This window comes from Paeniroseomonas aquatica, assembly GCF_030409335.1.
GTDB lineage: Bacteria > Pseudomonadota > Alphaproteobacteria > Acetobacterales > Acetobacteraceae > Belnapia > Belnapia aquatica.
The window spans coordinates 1-14711 of record NZ_JAUFPN010000114.1 but is presented as its reverse complement, the minus strand read 5'-3'; the positions used below and the strand labels follow the sequence as shown (position 1 = coordinate 14711).

16 protein-coding genes and 2 tRNA genes are annotated in these 14711 nt (G+C 73.2%); 11 read left to right on the top strand and 7 right to left on the bottom strand.

Annotation, left to right across the window (positions count from 1 at the left end; all coding sequences use genetic code 11):
* A partial coding sequence (locus QWZ14_RS10715) for a GTP-binding protein (RefSeq protein WP_290316651.1) occupies positions 1-159 on the bottom strand: 159 nt, incomplete at its 3' end.
* Between the two features lie 330 nt (positions 160-489).
* Here QWZ14_RS10715 and QWZ14_RS10710 point away from each other — a divergent pair.
* Positions 490-565, top strand: a tRNA-Gly gene (locus tag QWZ14_RS10710).
* 13 nt (positions 566-578) lie between these two features.
* Here QWZ14_RS10710 and QWZ14_RS10705 read toward each other — a convergent pair.
* Complete coding sequence (locus tag QWZ14_RS10705; protein WP_290316649.1) at positions 579-2345, bottom strand: Bug family tripartite tricarboxylate transporter substrate binding protein; 1767 nt, start codon at positions 2343-2345, stop codon at positions 579-581.
* A 233-nt stretch (positions 2346-2578) separates the two neighbouring features.
* Between QWZ14_RS10705 and QWZ14_RS10700 the strand changes: the two genes are divergently transcribed.
* The gene (locus QWZ14_RS10700) at positions 2579-3547 is read left to right on the top strand and encodes an SMP-30/gluconolactonase/LRE family protein (protein WP_290316648.1); all 969 of its coding nucleotides are present in this window, start codon (positions 2579-2581) and stop codon (positions 3545-3547) included.
* Between the two features lie 4 nt (positions 3548-3551).
* Here the strand turns inward: QWZ14_RS10700 and QWZ14_RS10695 are convergent, their stop codons facing one another.
* Positions 3552-4331, bottom strand: coding sequence for an SDR family NAD(P)-dependent oxidoreductase (locus QWZ14_RS10695; protein ID WP_290316647.1), 780 nt, complete (start codon positions 4329-4331; stop codon positions 3552-3554).
* Positions 4332-4375: 44 nt separating this feature from the next.
* Between QWZ14_RS10695 and QWZ14_RS10690 the strand changes: the two genes are divergently transcribed.
* Complete coding sequence (locus tag QWZ14_RS10690) at positions 4376-5776, top strand: MmgE/PrpD family protein (protein ID WP_290316646.1); 1401 nt, start codon at positions 4376-4378, stop codon at positions 5774-5776.
* 17 nt (positions 5777-5793) lie between these two features.
* Here QWZ14_RS10690 and QWZ14_RS10685 read toward each other — a convergent pair whose 3' ends face one another.
* The 4 genes from QWZ14_RS10685 to QWZ14_RS10670 form a co-directional block, all read right to left on the bottom strand.
* Positions 5794-6819 (bottom strand): bifunctional GNAT family N-acetyltransferase/(deoxy)nucleoside triphosphate pyrophosphohydrolase, encoded by a 1026-nt coding sequence (locus tag QWZ14_RS10685; protein ID WP_290316650.1) that lies wholly within the window; start codon positions 6817-6819, stop codon positions 5794-5796.
* A gap of 107 nt (positions 6820-6926) precedes the next feature.
* On the bottom strand, positions 6927-7334 hold the full coding sequence (locus QWZ14_RS10680) for a hypothetical protein (RefSeq protein WP_290316645.1): 408 nt from the start codon (positions 7332-7334) through the stop codon (positions 6927-6929).
* A gap of 139 nt (positions 7335-7473) precedes the next feature.
* Positions 7474-8568: an NADH:flavin oxidoreductase gene (locus QWZ14_RS10675; protein ID WP_290316644.1), complete on the bottom strand. Its 1095-nt coding sequence runs from the start codon at positions 8566-8568 to the stop codon at positions 7474-7476.
* A gap of 137 nt (positions 8569-8705) precedes the next feature.
* Positions 8706-8781 (bottom strand) — tRNA-Ala (locus tag QWZ14_RS10670).
* 175 nt (positions 8782-8956) lie between these two features.
* Between QWZ14_RS10670 and QWZ14_RS10665 the strand changes: the two genes are divergently transcribed.
* The 8 genes from QWZ14_RS10665 to QWZ14_RS10630 form a co-directional block, all read left to right on the top strand.
* Positions 8957-9268 carry a YggT family protein gene (locus tag QWZ14_RS10665; RefSeq protein ID WP_290316643.1) on the top strand — a complete coding sequence of 104 codons (312 nt, stop codon included), beginning with the start codon at positions 8957-8959 and terminating at the stop codon, positions 9266-9268.
* On the top strand, positions 9265-9573 hold the full coding sequence (locus QWZ14_RS10660) for a DUF167 domain-containing protein (RefSeq protein ID WP_290316642.1): 309 nt from the start codon (positions 9265-9267) through the stop codon (positions 9571-9573). Before QWZ14_RS10665 ends, QWZ14_RS10660 begins: the two co-directional genes overlap by 4 nt.
* Positions 9570-10424, top strand: coding sequence for a bifunctional methylenetetrahydrofolate dehydrogenase/methenyltetrahydrofolate cyclohydrolase FolD (folD, locus tag QWZ14_RS10655; protein WP_290316641.1), 855 nt, complete (start codon positions 9570-9572; stop codon positions 10422-10424). The genes QWZ14_RS10660 and folD overlap by 4 nt, the downstream gene beginning before the upstream one ends.
* A gap of 5 nt (positions 10425-10429) precedes the next feature.
* Entirely contained in the window at positions 10430-11287 is an 858-nt protein-coding gene (locus QWZ14_RS10650) for a DMT family transporter (RefSeq protein WP_290316640.1), read from the top strand.
* Between the two features lie 167 nt (positions 11288-11454).
* The gene (gene rplU / locus QWZ14_RS10645) at positions 11455-11772 is read left to right on the top strand and encodes a 50S ribosomal protein L21 (protein ID WP_290316639.1); all 318 of its coding nucleotides are present in this window, start codon (positions 11455-11457) and stop codon (positions 11770-11772) included.
* A 19-nt stretch (positions 11773-11791) separates the two neighbouring features.
* The gene (gene rpmA / locus QWZ14_RS10640) at positions 11792-12061 is read left to right on the top strand and encodes a 50S ribosomal protein L27 (protein WP_290316637.1); all 270 of its coding nucleotides are present in this window, start codon (positions 11792-11794) and stop codon (positions 12059-12061) included.
* Between the two features lie 103 nt (positions 12062-12164).
* The gene (gene obgE / locus QWZ14_RS10635; protein ID WP_290316635.1) at positions 12165-13166 is read left to right on the top strand and encodes a GTPase ObgE; all 1002 of its coding nucleotides are present in this window, start codon (positions 12165-12167) and stop codon (positions 13164-13166) included.
* A 312-nt stretch (positions 13167-13478) separates the two neighbouring features.
* On the top strand, positions 13479-14711 hold a 1233-nt coding region (locus QWZ14_RS10630; protein ID WP_290316634.1), incomplete at its 3' end, for a family 16 glycosylhydrolase.

The window sequence follows — 14711 nt, the reverse complement described above, 5'->3', positions numbered from 1 at the left end:
CGCCTTGTCGATCTGGTCATAGGCCGTGAACGTGGCGCCGCCGGTCTTCGCCAGGATCTTGGTGATCGCCGCCGTCAGCGACGTCTTGCCATGATCCACGTGACCGATCGTGCCAATGTTGCAGTGCGGCTTGTTCCGCTCAAACTTCGCCTTCGCCATCGCCCGGCTCCGCCATCCCGTCTGATTTGTTTCGTCGTCCCGGCACTCGGACCCGCCCCTGCCAGGTGGCCGGGCCTGGAGGCGGACCCGCCTGGCGGGATACGGCGGCGCTTGCGGCACCGCCTGGACCTGGCCCGGCTCGGCGCCGGCACCAGGGTAGGCTTGGGTAGCCCCAGGTTGATGAACCCGCAGCGGGTCCCACCGGGCCGGCGCTGGCGCGATGGCCGGCGGACGGCAGAATTTCGCCGCGCGCCGGCCGTCACCCTTGCCGGCCGGCGCGGCTGGCCGTATCAGGAAGCCCGGTTCCGGTCAATCAGTGCCGGTCGGTACGCGGACGTAGCTCAGTTGGTAGAGCGTCAGATTTCCAATCTGGATGTCGCGAGTTCGAACCTCGTCGTCCGCTCCACCCCCTTCCCGTCCTAGTTCTGCGGCACCTCCAGGCGGCTGAGGATCGGCTTCCACCGGCTCGCCTCGCTGGCCAGGAAGCGGCCGAACTCCGCCGCGCTGCCGCCGGCCGGGAATTGGCCGTCGTTGGTCAGCCGCTCGCGGATTCGCCCGTCCTGCAGGGCCTGCACCGCCGCGGCATTGAGCTTCTGCAGCGCCTCGGCGGGGGTCCGGGCCGGGGCCAGCAGGCCGAACCAGCTTTCCGCCACCAGCCCGGGGGAGCCTTCGGCGAAGGTCGGCACCTCCGGTGTCGAGACCACCCGCTGGGCGCTGGTCCAGCCGAGGATGCGGCCCTGGCCGTTGCGGACCACCGGCAGGGCGGTGCTGCCGGCGACCACCAGCAAGTCGAGGTTGCCGGCCAGGAAGTCGTTCAGCTGCGCCGCGTCGCCGCGGTAGGTCACGTCCTGCATGGTGATGCCGAGCCGCTCCAGCACCATCAGCATGGCGACGTTGGTCAGGGTGGTCGGGCCGTTGGTGCCGTAGGTCACCTGCCCGGGCTTGGCCTTGGCCATGGCCACCATGGCGGCGATGTCGGCCGGGCCGTTGTTCCTCGCGATGACCGCGAAGGGGAAGGTCGAGGCCAGGGTGATCGGGGCGAAATCCTCCAGCTTGTACGGCAGGGTCCGGTAGATCACCGGGTTGATGGTCAGCGTGGTGCCCGCCGCCATCAGGATGGTGTGGCCGTCGGGCACGGCGCGGGCGGCGTATTCGGCGCCGATGATGGTGTTGCCGCCGGGGCGGTTGTCCACCTGCACCGGCCGGCCCAGCGTCTCGCTCATCCGCTCGGCCATGAGCCGGGTCAGCACGTCGGTGCTGCCGCCCGCGGCGAAGGGCACCACCACGGTGATGGGCCGGCTGGGGAAGGATTGTGCCCGGGCGGGCGCGGCGAGGAGCGAGGCGGCGAAGCCGGCGGTCAGGCCGCGGCGGGTGGCGATGGGCATGGGGTACTCCACGGGTTCGTTGACGATGGGGAGGCTCAGGCCGGGCCGGCGGCGAAGGTGCCGTAGAGCCGCAGCCGGTCCATCTCCGCCGGGCCCAACGCCCGGCGCGGCGCCTCGGCCAGCCAGGCGGCGGTGCGGGTCCGGGTCGCGTCCAGCCGCCGGGCGAGGCTGCCGCCGCCCGCGGCGCCGGCCGGGGGCAGCACCCCCTCGCCGCTCCAGGGCAGCGTCACCGTCCAGCGATCCCGCCAGGGGCGCCGGCCGCCGGGCCGGGCCGGGCCGGGCAGAGGCCGGTCCGGGTCCCGGCCCCGGCGTAGCGGACCCGGAGGGCCCGCCCCCGGGTGCGCGGTCGATGCGGCCGGTGAGGTTCTCGGCCAGGGCGCAGTCGCTGCTCTCGCGGGCCGATAGGGTCTCGATGCCGAGGATCCGCAGCCGGCCGGCATTGTCGACCCCGGCGATGAGCACGAGCTCCTGGAAGACCCCGGTGCCGGTATTGCCCTCGAAGCCCAGCAGGACGAGGTCGCGCCCGGCGAGGCGGATCGTGCCGCGCAGGCCGGCGCCGCCGTACCAGCTCGGGACGGTGATGCGGCCGGCCGGGGCGCCGGGGCCGCTGGCCCGGAATTCGAGGTGCCTGGCTTGGTCCGCGGCGGTGCGGACCGCCGCGGTCACCGGCATCGGCGGCAGCCCGGGCACCGGCTGCAGCCGGGTCGGGGCGGCGGCCGCGGGCGCCGCCGGCATGGCCAGCAGGGCGGCGAGCAGGCCGCGGCGGGTGCCGGCCTCGCCGGTCGTCTGAGGGAGCAGCATGGCCGTTTCCGCACTGCGCGGTCCCGGCATGGGCGGCAGCGGCGTGGTGATAGGGCAGCCGCCGCGATGGCGGAAGATGGCGGGCCCCGGCGGCGGGGAATGCGGCGGCTGGCGGCGGGTCGGCGGGATGGCGCTTGCCGGGGCGATGCAAGGGCTGAGGCCGCGGCCGGCCGGTTTGCAGCCGGCGGCGCATCGGTGTCCAATCGCCGGCAAGGCGATGGGAAGGGACGAGGATGGGCCAGGACGATTCCACGGCGCGCGCCGCGCGCTGGCAGCAGGCAGGGCCGATCCGCTACCCCGACCCCGATGTCATCGCGCTCGACCCGCGCTTCGAGCGGATCATCCTCGGCCATGCCGCGATCGAGCGGGTCGCCACCGGCTTCCGCTTCACCGAGGGCCCCGCCTACTACGGCGACACCCGCCAATTGCTGTTCGCGGACATCCCGAACGACGCGCTGCTGCGCTGGGACGAGATCACCGGCCGGACGGTGACGCTGCGCAGCCCCTGCGGCAACATCGACGGCAATACCCGCGACCGCCAGGGACGGCTCATCAGCTGCGAGCTGGGCAGCCGCACCCTCACCCGCACCGAGCTCGACGGCACCATCACCGTGCTGGCCAGCCACTTCGAGGGCACCCGCCTGACCGGGCCGAACGACGTGGTGGTGAAGTCGGACGGCTCCATCTGGTTCAGCGACAACGGCGCCGGCATCCGCGGCAACTACCTCGGCGACAAGGCGCCGCAGGAGATGCCCTACCGGGTCTACCGGCTGGACCCGGAGACGCGGGCGCTGACCATCGCGGTGGGCGACATGGCGCGGCCGAACGGGCTGTGCTTCTCCCCGGATGAGACCCGGCTCTATGTGGTCGATACCCCGGCGGCGCCGAAGACCACCTGGGTCTTCGACATGGCCAGCGGCATGCCGGCGAACGGCCGGCTGTTCTTCGATGCCCAGCCCGGCTGGGCCGACGGCATCCGCTGCGACACCGAGGGCAATGTCTGGTGCGGCTTCACCGGCGGCCCGGGGCAGGATGGGGTTGCCGTCTTCGCCCCGGACGGCACGCTGATCGGCCGCATCCTGCTGCCCGAGCGCTGCGCCAACCTCGCCTTCGGCGGGCGCAAGCGGAACCGGCTGTTCATGACCGCGAGCCAGTCGGTCTATGCTCTGTACGTCGAGGCGCAGGGCGTGCCGGGGGGCTGAGGCGTCAGGCGGCCGACCAGCCGCCATCCAGCGGCAGCACCGCGCCGGTGATGTCCCGGCCCGCCGGGCCGCAGAGCATCGCCACCATGGCGGCGATCGCCGCCGCCTCGACGAAGCGGCCGGTCGGCTGCTTGCCGGCGAGGAAGCGGGCCTCGGCCGTGGCGCGGTCGGTGCCCTCGGCGGCCATGGCGGCGCGGATGCGGCCGTCGATGTTGGGCGTGAGGGTGGAGCCGGGGCAGAGCGCGTTGCAGGTGATGCCGCTCTCGGCGGTCTCCAGCGCCACCGCCCGGGTCAGGCCGATCAGCGCGGTTTTCGTGGTGACGTAGCCGATGCGGTCGCGGGCGCCGATCAGCCCGTAGATCGAGGCCATGTTGACGATGCGGCCCCAGCCGCGCCGGCGCATCCCCGGCAGGGTCAGGCGGATGAGGTGGAAGGCGGCCGAGAGGTTGACCGCGACATCCTCGTCCCAGGCCTCGGGCGGCATGGCCTCGACCGGGGCGAAGTGCCGGGCGGCGGCATTGTTCACCAGGATGTCGACCTCGCCGGCCGCGGCCAGCATGGCGGCGATCTCGGCGGGCCGGGCCAGCTCGGCCGGGTGGTAGCGCACCGGCACGCCGTGGCGGGCGGCGAGGCCGGCCACCACCGGCGCGGCCTCCGCCGTGCTCGCCAGCCCATGCAGCAGCAGGCCGGCGCCGGCCGCGGCCAGCGCCTCGGCCACCGCCAGGCCGATGCCGCCGGTCGAGCCGGTGACGAGCGCGGTGCGCCCCCGCAATCCATCCGTCATGCCGCGTCCCCCATCCTCTTGCCGCCAGGATAGCCCAGCGCCGCTTGTCCGGGCAGGAGGCCGGGGATATCGAGGAAGCCGCCGATCGGGAGGGACAGTCGATGCGCGACGAGGCCTTGGGTGCCGCCGCCAGCTTGGGGGAATTCGTCGCCGGATCGGCCTGGGAGGACATCCCGCCGGAGCTGCGGCACGCGGCGAAGCGCTCCATCCTCAACCACCTCGGCTGCGCCCTGGGCGTGGCGCGGGACCCGGCGGTGACGGCGGCGCTCCGGGTCATGCAGGGCTGCGCCGGGGCGCCTGTTGCGACCGTGGTCGGCCAGGGGGTGAAGCTCGATCCGATGAGCGCGGCCTTCGTCAATGCCGTCGCCTCCAACCTGCTGGACTACGACGATACCCACCTGGATACCGTGATCCATCCGGCCGCCCCGGTGGTGCCGGCGGTGCTGGCGCTCGCGGAGCAGCGCGGGCTGTCCGGCGCCGCGGTGCTGCACGCCTTCCTGCTCGGCGGCGAGGTCGAGTGCCGGATCGGCAATGCCGTCTCGCCCGGGCACTACGCCCGGGGCTGGCACATCACCTCCACCTGTGGCGCCTTCGGCGCGGCGGCGGCGGCCGCCCGGCTGCTGGGCCTCGATGCGGCGCAGGCCGGGCATGCGATCGGCATCGCCGCCAGCCAGGCGGCGGGGATCGTGGAGAACCTGCCGACAGCCGCGAAGAACGTCGGCGTCGGCAATGCCGCCCGGCTCGGGATGCTGGCCGCGCTGTTTGCCGAGCAGGGCTACCAGGCGGCGCCGCTGGCGATCGAGGGGCCGCTCGGCTGGGCGCGCGCCACCGGCGACGATGCCGACCTCGGCGCCATCCTGGGCGAGCTGGGGCTGCGCTGGGAGATCGGGCGCAATACCTTCAAGCCCTATCCGGCCGGCATCGTCTTCCATGCGGTGATCGATGCCTGCCTGCAGCTCGCCGTGGAGCTCGGGGTGGCGCCGGAGGCGATCGCCCAGGTCACCGTCGCCGGCGATGCGCTGCTGCTGACGCGCGGCGACCGGGTGGTGCGGAACGCCCGGGATGCCCGGGTCAGCATCCACCACAGCGCCGCGCTCGGCTTCGTCCGCGGCCGCGCCGGGGTGGCGGATTTCGAGGCGGCGGCGGTGCAGGACCCGGCGCTGGCCGCCTTCCGCGCCAAGGTGGTCGCGGTGGAGGATCCCGGCCTGCCGCGCGGCGCCGCCCGGGTGCGGGTGCTGCTGCTGGACGGGCAGGAGGCGGAGGCGCTGGTCATCGACCCCCGCGGCAGCGCCGGCCAGCCGCTGACCGATGCCGAGCTGGAGGCGAAGTTCCGCGACAACGCCGCGCTCGGCGGCTTCGAGGAGCAGGCCACGGCGCAGATCGCCGCGGTCTGGGCGCTGGAGGAGGCGCCCGACGTGCGGGAGCTGATGCGGCTGCTGGCCTGAGGCGGCGCCGGCCGGCCCTAGAGGAAGTCCTGCAGCATGGCGACCAGCGGCCGGTCCGCCGGCGGCATGGCATAGCCGCCGAACTGCTTCGGCCGCACCCAGGCCAGCGCCTGCCCCTCCACCGCCCGCACCGTCCCGCCCCATTTGCGGCAGAGGTAGAGCGGCATCATCAGGTGGAATTTCTCATAGGCATGGGAGGCGAAGGTGAAGGGCGCGAGGCAGCTGGCGCTGACGTCGATGTCCAGCTCCTCCTTCAGTTCGCGGATCAGGGCGGCCTCGGGGGTCTCCCCCGGCTTGACCTTGCCGCCGGGGAATTCCCAGAGCCCGGCCAGGGGCTTGCCCTCGGGCCGGCGGGCCAGCAGCACGCGGCCATCGGCATCGACCAGCGCCACCGCGGCGACGAGCATGAGGGGCGGGCCGGCCAGGGGCGCGGCGGCAGCTCCGGCGGCGGGGCCGGCATCGCCGGTCAGCTCCTCCCGCCCGCCGTGGAACAGGTTCACCGGCATCGGGGCGCCGCGCGAGAGGAAGGTCTGCATCGCCTCCCCGGCCGGGCGGAAGCCGAGCCGGCGCAGCACGGCGGCGGAGCGGGCATTGTCCCGCAGGGCGCTGGCGTGGATGCCGGTGATCTCGAGCTGCGCCAGCGCCCAGCGGCAGAGCCGGCCGGCGGCTTCCGTCGCCACGCCATGGCCCCAGTACCGGCGCCCGACCCAGTAGCCCAGCTCGGCCTGCCGGCGGTCGGCATCGAGGGTGAGGGCGACGCAGCCGATCAGCGTCTCGGCCGGGCCGTCGGGGCCCGGCTCCTCGCCGACGATCGCCAGATGCCAGGCCTCGCCGGCGGCGATCTGCGCCCAGGTCGAGAGGATCCACTCATCCGCGAGCGACCGCTTGTAGGGGAAGGGCACCCGGGCCAGGGTCTTGGCCACCTCCCAGTCGTTCACCAGGCGGTGCAGCGCGGTGGCGTCCTCCGCCCGCAGCGGGCGCAGGGTCAGGCGGTCGGTCCGCAGCGGGACGAAGTCGGCGGGATACCCGGGGGGCGTGGTCACGGTCGGGGGGACCTCGGCGAAGGGTTCGGCCAGCAGGTGCGGCCAGCGGCGGGAGGCTGTCAACGCGGGAGGACCATGGCCGCGGGCGGCCGCCGCCGCATCCCGGATCAGCCGTTGTCCCGGGCCAGCCCCTCCCGGCGGCACCAGGCCTCCACCTCGTCCAGCCGCGCCGCGAAGGGCCGCGGCTCGCCGCCGACGACCACCCGGCCGGAGTCGAATTCCAGCACGAGGTAGCCGCCGAGGTCGGGCGGCGCATGCCGCAGCCGCGTCCGCATCAGCCGGTAGCCGTTGCCGAGCAGCGCCCGCCGCAGCCGCGCCTCCAGCCGCCGCCGCTCGTCCCCGCCCCGGTGGCTGCCGTGGCTTGCCAGGCTGGAACGGGCCTGGCGGTCCGCCGTGGCCTGCCGGAAGTCCGGGCCCCAGGGGGAGGCGAGATGCCCCCAGCCGATGAGCGCCACGAAGATTCCCATCACCGGCATCGAGGCCCGTGCGGTGGGGCCTTGCGTCGCTGGGATCATGCGGGCTCCGTCGGTTGCAGCCGCGCCTCCGGGCCAGAGCCCTCCGCGCCAAAGGCCGCAACGGCTGATGTTACATGTAGTCCATGAGGGTGTCAGGAATGCCACCCCCCCGCAAGCCGGGGCCGGGTGGCGCCCGCCCTCAGTCGAGTGCGGCGAGGTCGGCCTTCTCGAAGGGACGCAGCGCCTCCATCCGTCCCGCCCGCACCGTGTTGGCCCAGCCGGGATCGCTGATCAGGGCGCGGCCGACCGCGATCAGGTCGAATTCCTCCGCCCCCATCCGGCGCAGCAACTCCTCGAGCCGGCCGACCGGCGCGCCGGTCGAGGCGCCGCGCAGCTGCTCCATGAAATCCGGCCCGGCGAGGCCGACCGATCCCACGCTGATGGTCGGCCGCCCCGTGAGCTTGCGGGTCCAGCCCGCGAGGTTGAGGTCCGAGCCGGGGAATTCCGGCTCCCAGAAGCGTCGCGTCGAGGCATGGAAGATGTCGACCCCCGCCTCGGTCAGCGGCGCCAGCAGGCGCTCCAGCGCCGCCGGCGTCTCGGCCAAGCGGGCGCCGTAATCCTGCAGCTTCCATTGGGAGTAGCGGAAGATCAGCGGCATGTCGGGGCCGAGCGCCCGGCGCACCGCGCGGACGACCTCGGCGGCGAAGCGGGTGCGCTGCGTGGCGTCGCCGCCGTAGGCATCGCGCCGGGTATTGGTCGCGGCCCAGAGGAACTGGTCGATCAGGTAGCCGTGCGCGCCGTGCAGCTCGACCGCGTCGAAGCCGATCCGCCGCGCCGCCGCGGCGGCCTCGGCGAAGGCCGCGACGGTGTCGGCGATATCCGCGTCGCTCATGCTGCGGGAGGCGTCGTCGACGGCGACCGGGCCCTCCGGGGGCGCCTCGGGATGGGGTCCGGTGCCGGCGGCGCGGGTCAGCCCCTGGTGCCAGAGCTGCGGCGCGATCCGGCCGCCCGCGGCATGCACCTCGGCGACCACCCGCGCCCAGCCCGCCAGGCTCGCCGGCGCGTGGAAGCTGGGGATGGCGTCATGGCCGGAGGCCGCCTGGCGCCGGACCGTGGTCCCCTCGGTGATGATGAGGCCGACCCCGCCCTCGGCGCGCCGGCGGTAGTAGCGGGCGACCGCGGCATCCGGGACGCCGCCGGGGCTGCAGCGCCGCGTCATCGGCGCCATGACGATGCGGTTCGGCAGCTCGAGCCGCTGGCATCGGAAGGGACGGAACAGGGGCGTGACGTCCATGCGGGGGCTCCTCCATGGCCGGTCGGCACGCTCCGGCCGGCAGGCGCGGCCGCGATCATGCCGGCGCGCGGGCCGCAGCGCCAGCCGGGCGTCCGACCAGGTCAGGCGATGCAGCGATGGCGGAGAGGGAGGGAGGGTGGTGGAGCTGAGCGGGATCGAACCGCTGACCTCGTCATTGCGAACGACGCGCTCTACCAACTGAGCTACAGCCCCCCGGCAGGCCCAGGGCCGACCGCGCGGGACCGGGGTCCCGCAGGGCGGGCTAGATGCCTTCGCCGCCGGGGGAAGTCAAGCCGGGTTGTCGGGCCTGCTTGTCGCGCGGCCGGGCCGCCACTAGGTTGCGGCCGCGCTCCGAGCGGGAGCGCCTCCGCCAGGCAAGGTCAACGGCATGTTTCTGGATGTGGTCTTCTTCCTGGCCGGCGCGGTGCTGGACCTTCTGTGGTGGGCGGTGCTGCTGGCGGTGATCGTACAGCTGCTGATCAGCTTCAACGTGCTGGACACCCGCAACCGGATCGTCTGGACGATCGCGGATTTCCTCTATCGCGTCACCGAGCCGCTGTTCGGCCGGGTGCGCCGGGTGCTGCCGAGCTTCGGCCCGGTGGATCTGGGGCCGCTGGTGGTGCTGCTGCTGATCACCGCCTGCCAGATGCTGCTGAACGCGACGCGCAACGCGCTGCTGCTGAACGGCCTGTATTTTTGACGGAAGGCTGGTGGCGGGCCGTCCCGGGCGGCGTCACGGTGCGGGTCAAGGCCCAGCCGAAGGCGCGGCGGCCGGGCATCGACGGCACCGCCCCCGGCCTCGACGGCCCCCGGCTCCGCCTGGCGGTGACCGCGGCGGCGGCGGACGGCCGGGCCAACCGGGCGGTCTGCGCCACCCTGGCGGAGGCGCTGGGCCTTGCCGCCTCGGCCGTGACGCTGCTGCAGGGCGCCACCTCCCGGGAGAAGCTGCTGCGGGTGGCCGGTGATCCCGCTTCCCTGGCCCCGAAGCTGAAGGATATGGCATGACCGCCCGCATCATCGACGGCAAGGCCGTGGCCGAGGCGCTGCGCGCCGGCCTCGCCGCCCGCATCGCCCGCCTGAACTTCCGCCCCGGCCTGCGGGTGGTGCGGGTCGGCGACGACCCCGCCAGCGGCGTTTATGTCCGCAACAAGGACCGCGCCGCCGCGGCGGCGGGCTTCGACAGCGCCACCATCCAGCTGCCGGCCGAGACCCGCGAGTCCGACCTGCTGATGCTGATCGCCGACCTGAACATCGACCCCGCGGTGGACGGCATCCTGGTGCAGCTGCCGCTGCCGCCGCAGATCCGCCCGGACATGGTGATCGCGGCGATCGACCCGGAGAAGGACGTGGACGGCTTCCATCCCGTCAATGCCGGGCGGCTGGCGACCCAGCAGCCCGGCCTGGTGCCCTGCACGCCGAAGGGGGTGATGCACCTGCTGCGCGCCGCAGGCACCGCCCTGGCCGGGGCGCGGGCGGTGGTGCTCGGCCGCAGCCAGATCGTCGGCCGGCCGATGCTGCAGCTGCTGCTGGCGGCCGACTGCACCGTCACCGTGGTGCATTCCCGCACCCGCGACCTCCCCGCCGAATGCCGCCGGGCGGAGATCCTGGTGGCCGCGGTCGGCCGCGCCGAGCTGGTCCGCGGCGACTGGATCGCCGCGGGCGCGACCATCATCGATGTCGGCATCAACCGCGACGCGGCCGGCAAGCTGGTGGGCGACGTCGCCTTCGCCGAGGCGCTGCCGCATGCCGGCGCCATCACCCCGGTGCCCGGCGGGGTCGGGCCGATGACCATCGCCTGCCTGCTCGAGAACACGCTGGAGGCGGCGCTGGCCCGGCGCGGGGTCGCCGAGGCGTAAGCCGCATGGCGGGCTTCGGCCTCGGGTTGCTCTTCGTGGCGATCTGGGCCTCGGCCTTCACCGCCATCAAGGGGCTGGTGCCGGAATGGCCGCCGGTCTGGGCGCTGGCGGTGCGCTTCATCCTGGTCGGGCTGATCCTCGCCGCGGTGCTGGCCTGGCGCGGGGTGAAGTGGCCCGGCCGCGGCGATGGCTGGCGGCTGGCGGCGATGGGGGTCTTCGGCTCGGCGCTGTACCTCGCCGGGGCCTGGCTCGCCTCCCTCACCCTGCCCTCGGGGCTGGTGGCGCTGCTCTCCGCCACCGCGCCGCTGTTCGTCGCCATGGGGGAAGTGGCCTTCCTCGGCCGCCGGGTGGCGCCGCTCGCCTGGGCCGGGCTCGGGCTCGGCTGGCTGGGCGTGGCGGTGCTGGGCGCCGGCCGGGGCGCCGCGGGCTTCGAGATCTGGGGCGTGCTGCTGGCCTTGGGTGGGGCGCTGTCCCAGGCGGCCGGCATCCTGATCTTCGCCCCGGCCCGCAACCGGGTCGATGCCTGGACCGCCAATGCCATCCAGGCCGCGGTCGCCGCCCTGACGCTGGTGCTGCTGGCCGCCCTGGTCGAGCACCGCCTGCCCGGGCCGCCCAGCCTGACCGCGGCGCTGTCGCTCGCCTATGGCGTGGTGGTGGTCGGGATCGGCGGCTATGCGCTCTACTTCACCATGCTGAAGCGGCTGCCGCCGGCGACGGCCGCGGCGCTGCAGCTGCTGGCGCCGCCGCTGGCCGCCATCTTCGGCTGGGCGCTGCTGCACGAAACCCTGGGCTGGACCGACCTGGCGGGCGGCGCGGTGACCCTGGCGGGGCTCGCCCTGCTGTTCCGGACGCGGACGTCCTAGGGGACGGCGTTGACGGCGACGGTCACTCGCGGCTATACGCCTCGCCTCCCGGAGGTGCAGCTCGCACCGCCGGCGGCCATGCTTGGCCGACATTCATATCGAACACCTCGCCCGGGGCCGCGCCGACCCCGGCAGACAAACCTGGCGCGACCAGTTGGGACCGCACGATGACCTTCGCAGTGATCCGCACCGGCGGAAAGCAGTACCGGGTGACGCCGAACGCCGTCCTGACGGTTGAGAAGCTGGAAGCCGAGCCCGGCGCCACCATCACCTTCCACGACGTGCTGGCCATGGGCGGCGAGAGCGGCCTCACCCTCGGTGCGCCGACCATCCCCGGCGCCAGCGTCACCGCGACGGTGGTGAAGCAGGCGCGCGGCGAGAAGGTGATCATCTTCAAGAAGCGCCGCCGGCAGAACAGCCGCCGCAAGGGCGGCCACCGCCAGGACCTGACGGTCCTGCGGATCGGCGACATCGCCGCAGCCTGAGCGAGAGGAAGCACTCACCATGGCACACAAGAAAGCGGGCGGTTCCTCCCGCAACGGGCGCGACAGCGCCGGCAAGCGGCTTGGCGTCAAGCTCTATGGCGGGCAGGTCGTGCGCGCCGGCAACATCATCGTGACCCAGCGCGGCACCAAGATGAAGGCCGGCACGAACGTCAGCGTCGGCCGCACCCATTCGCTGCACGCGATGGTCGACGGCACCGTGAAGTTCGACCGCAAGGCCGAAGGCCGGGTCCATGTCTCGGTGCTGCCGGTCGCCCTCGCGGCCGAATAATCCCGCCCCCTTGGGTGGCTAGGCGGGGGCCTCGTGGCCCCCGTTTTTGTGTCCGAAGGGGGGCCTCGCGGCCCCCGTTCTTGTTTTTAGGGTCCAATACCCGATGAAGTTTCTCGATGAAGCCAAGGTCTGGGTGAAGGCCGGCGACGGGGGCGATGGCGTCATCGCCTTCCGGCGCGAGAAATTCATGGAGTTCGGCGGCCCCGACGGCGGCAACGGCGGCCGCGGCGGCAGCGTGGTGGTCGAGGCGGTCGATGGCCTGAACACCCTGATCGACTACCGCTACGCCCAGCACTTCAAGGCCCGCAAGGGCGGCAACGGCGCCGGCCAGGACCGCAGCGGCGCCGGCAGCGACGACGTCGTGCTGAAGGTGCCGGTCGGCACCCAGATCCTCGCTGAGGACAAGGAGACCCTGCTCGCCGACCTCGACACCCCCGGCGCCCGGGTGGTGATCGCCGAGGGCGGCGACGGCGGCCATGGCAACGCGCATTTCAAGACCAGCACCAACCGCGCCCCGCGCCGGGCCGACAAGGGCTGGCCGGGCAAGGAGCTCTGGCTCTGGCTGCGGCTGAAGCTGATCGCCGATGCCGGGCTGGTCGGGCTGCCCAATGCCGGCAAGTCCACCTTCCTCGCCGCGGTCAGCGCCGCCCGGCCGAAGATCGCCGACTACCCCTTCACCACCCTGCACCCGCAGCTCGGCGTGGTGCGGCTGAACGCGACCGAGGAATTCGTCCTCGCCGACATCCCCGGGCTGATCGAGGGCGCGCATGAGGGGGCCGGGCTCGGCGACCGCTTCCTCGGCCATGTCGAGCGCTGCGCCGTGCTGCTGCACCTGGTGGACGGCAGCCAGCCGGATCCGGCCGGCGCCTGGCGGACGGTGCGGGCCGAGCTCGCCGGCTATGGCCACGGGCTGGACGAGAAGCCCGAGCTGGTGGCGCTGAACAAGCTGGACGCCATGACGCCGCAGGCCCGCGCCAGCCGGGTGAAGGCGCTGGAGCGGGCGGTGGGGCGGCCGATCCTGCTGCTCTCGGGCGCCACCGGCGAGGGCGTGCCCCAGGCGCTGCGCCAGCTGCAGGACAGCATCACCGCGCACCGCCGGGGCTGACCGCGGCCGGGCTTTCCGGCTTATCAACCAAAACACGATTCCAGCCCGAACGCCTGCTTCAGCGCGTTCGGGGCTGCCGGCGGCCGCCCCCCCTCAGGCCGGACACCCGGGCACCGGCCGTGGCCGCCTGCCATTTCATCAAACCTTTTCAAGGGTTTATCAAAGCAGCTACGGCCGTTAAGGAATCGCACACCAAATGTGAAAGAGCTGCACACGTTTCCGTGATTGCTATCGTAGGTTGCATACGACATACCCCTTTTCGCAGAACGCGATCACAATCGCGTGTCACACGAAAAAGTGGAGTGTCGGATCATGGTTGCATCTCTCGGTTCGGTCACGACGGACGCCAGCGGCAACACCTACAAGGTCGTCCTGGCCGACGACTTCAGCAACGGCTACCAGACCTCCAACTGGGGCTACGCCTACAACGGCGGCACCTACTGGAACGGCGCCTTCGACTGGAGCTCCAGCGACGTCAACGTCCGCAACAACGAGATGCAGGTCACCGACACCCGCCACGCCGACGGCTCCTGGACCGCGGGCGGCTTCAACAGCATGAAGGCCGGGCAGTCGATCACCTACGGCACGGTCGAGTTCGATGCCCGCGTCGAGCAGGCCCAGGGCACCCAGGCCGCCATCCTGATGTGGCCCGTCTCCGACAGCTGGCCGCGCGACGGCGAGATCGACATCCTCGAGGTGCCGAAGAACCAGGCGATGCACAGCTCCCACTGGGAGGGCACCGACGGCTCCCACCAGTACAGCTCGATCTTCAGCACCATCGACCCGAGCAAGACCCACCACTATGCCATGACCTGGCTGCCGAACGAGGTCACCATCAAGGTCGACGGCCAGGTCGTCGCACGCTGGACCGATGCGGCCGCCATCCCGGACACCGCCATGGGCTTCGGCGCCATGGGCTACGTCGCCGCCAAGGGCGAGGAGTGGCTGGGCGACGCCCCCGACGGCACCACCCCGAGCGTCGTCACCACCCACATCGACAACGTGGTCATGTCCCAGTGGACCGGCACCGGCCCCGTCCCGAAGCCCGAGCCGACACCCGCGCCGGCCCCCCTGGTCGACACCACCCCGGTGGTCAAGACGATCGGCAGCGGCAGCGACGCGCTGGTGCTCAAGATCACGCAGGACGTCTACAAGGTCGGCGCCCAGTACACCGTCAGCGTCGACGGCAAGCAGATCGGCGGCACGCTCACCGCCGGCGCCGCCCAGGGCTCGGGCCAGACCGACGTCATCACCGTCAAGGGCGACTGGGCCGCCGGCGCCCACAAGGTCACCGTCACCTTCCTCAACGACACCTGGGGCGGCACCAGCGCCACCGACAGCAACCTCCACGTCACCGGCATGACCTACAACGGCAAGGCCGTGGCCGGCGGAACGGCGGATCTGATGAGCAACGGCCCGGTCGACCTCGCCTTCACCGAGGCCGCGGCCCTCCCCCCGGCGCCGCCCCCGCCCCCGCCGACCGGCACCGGCGCCATCCCCGCCCTGTTCGGCACCCCCGGCACCTGGGGCCAGGCCGCCAAGGTC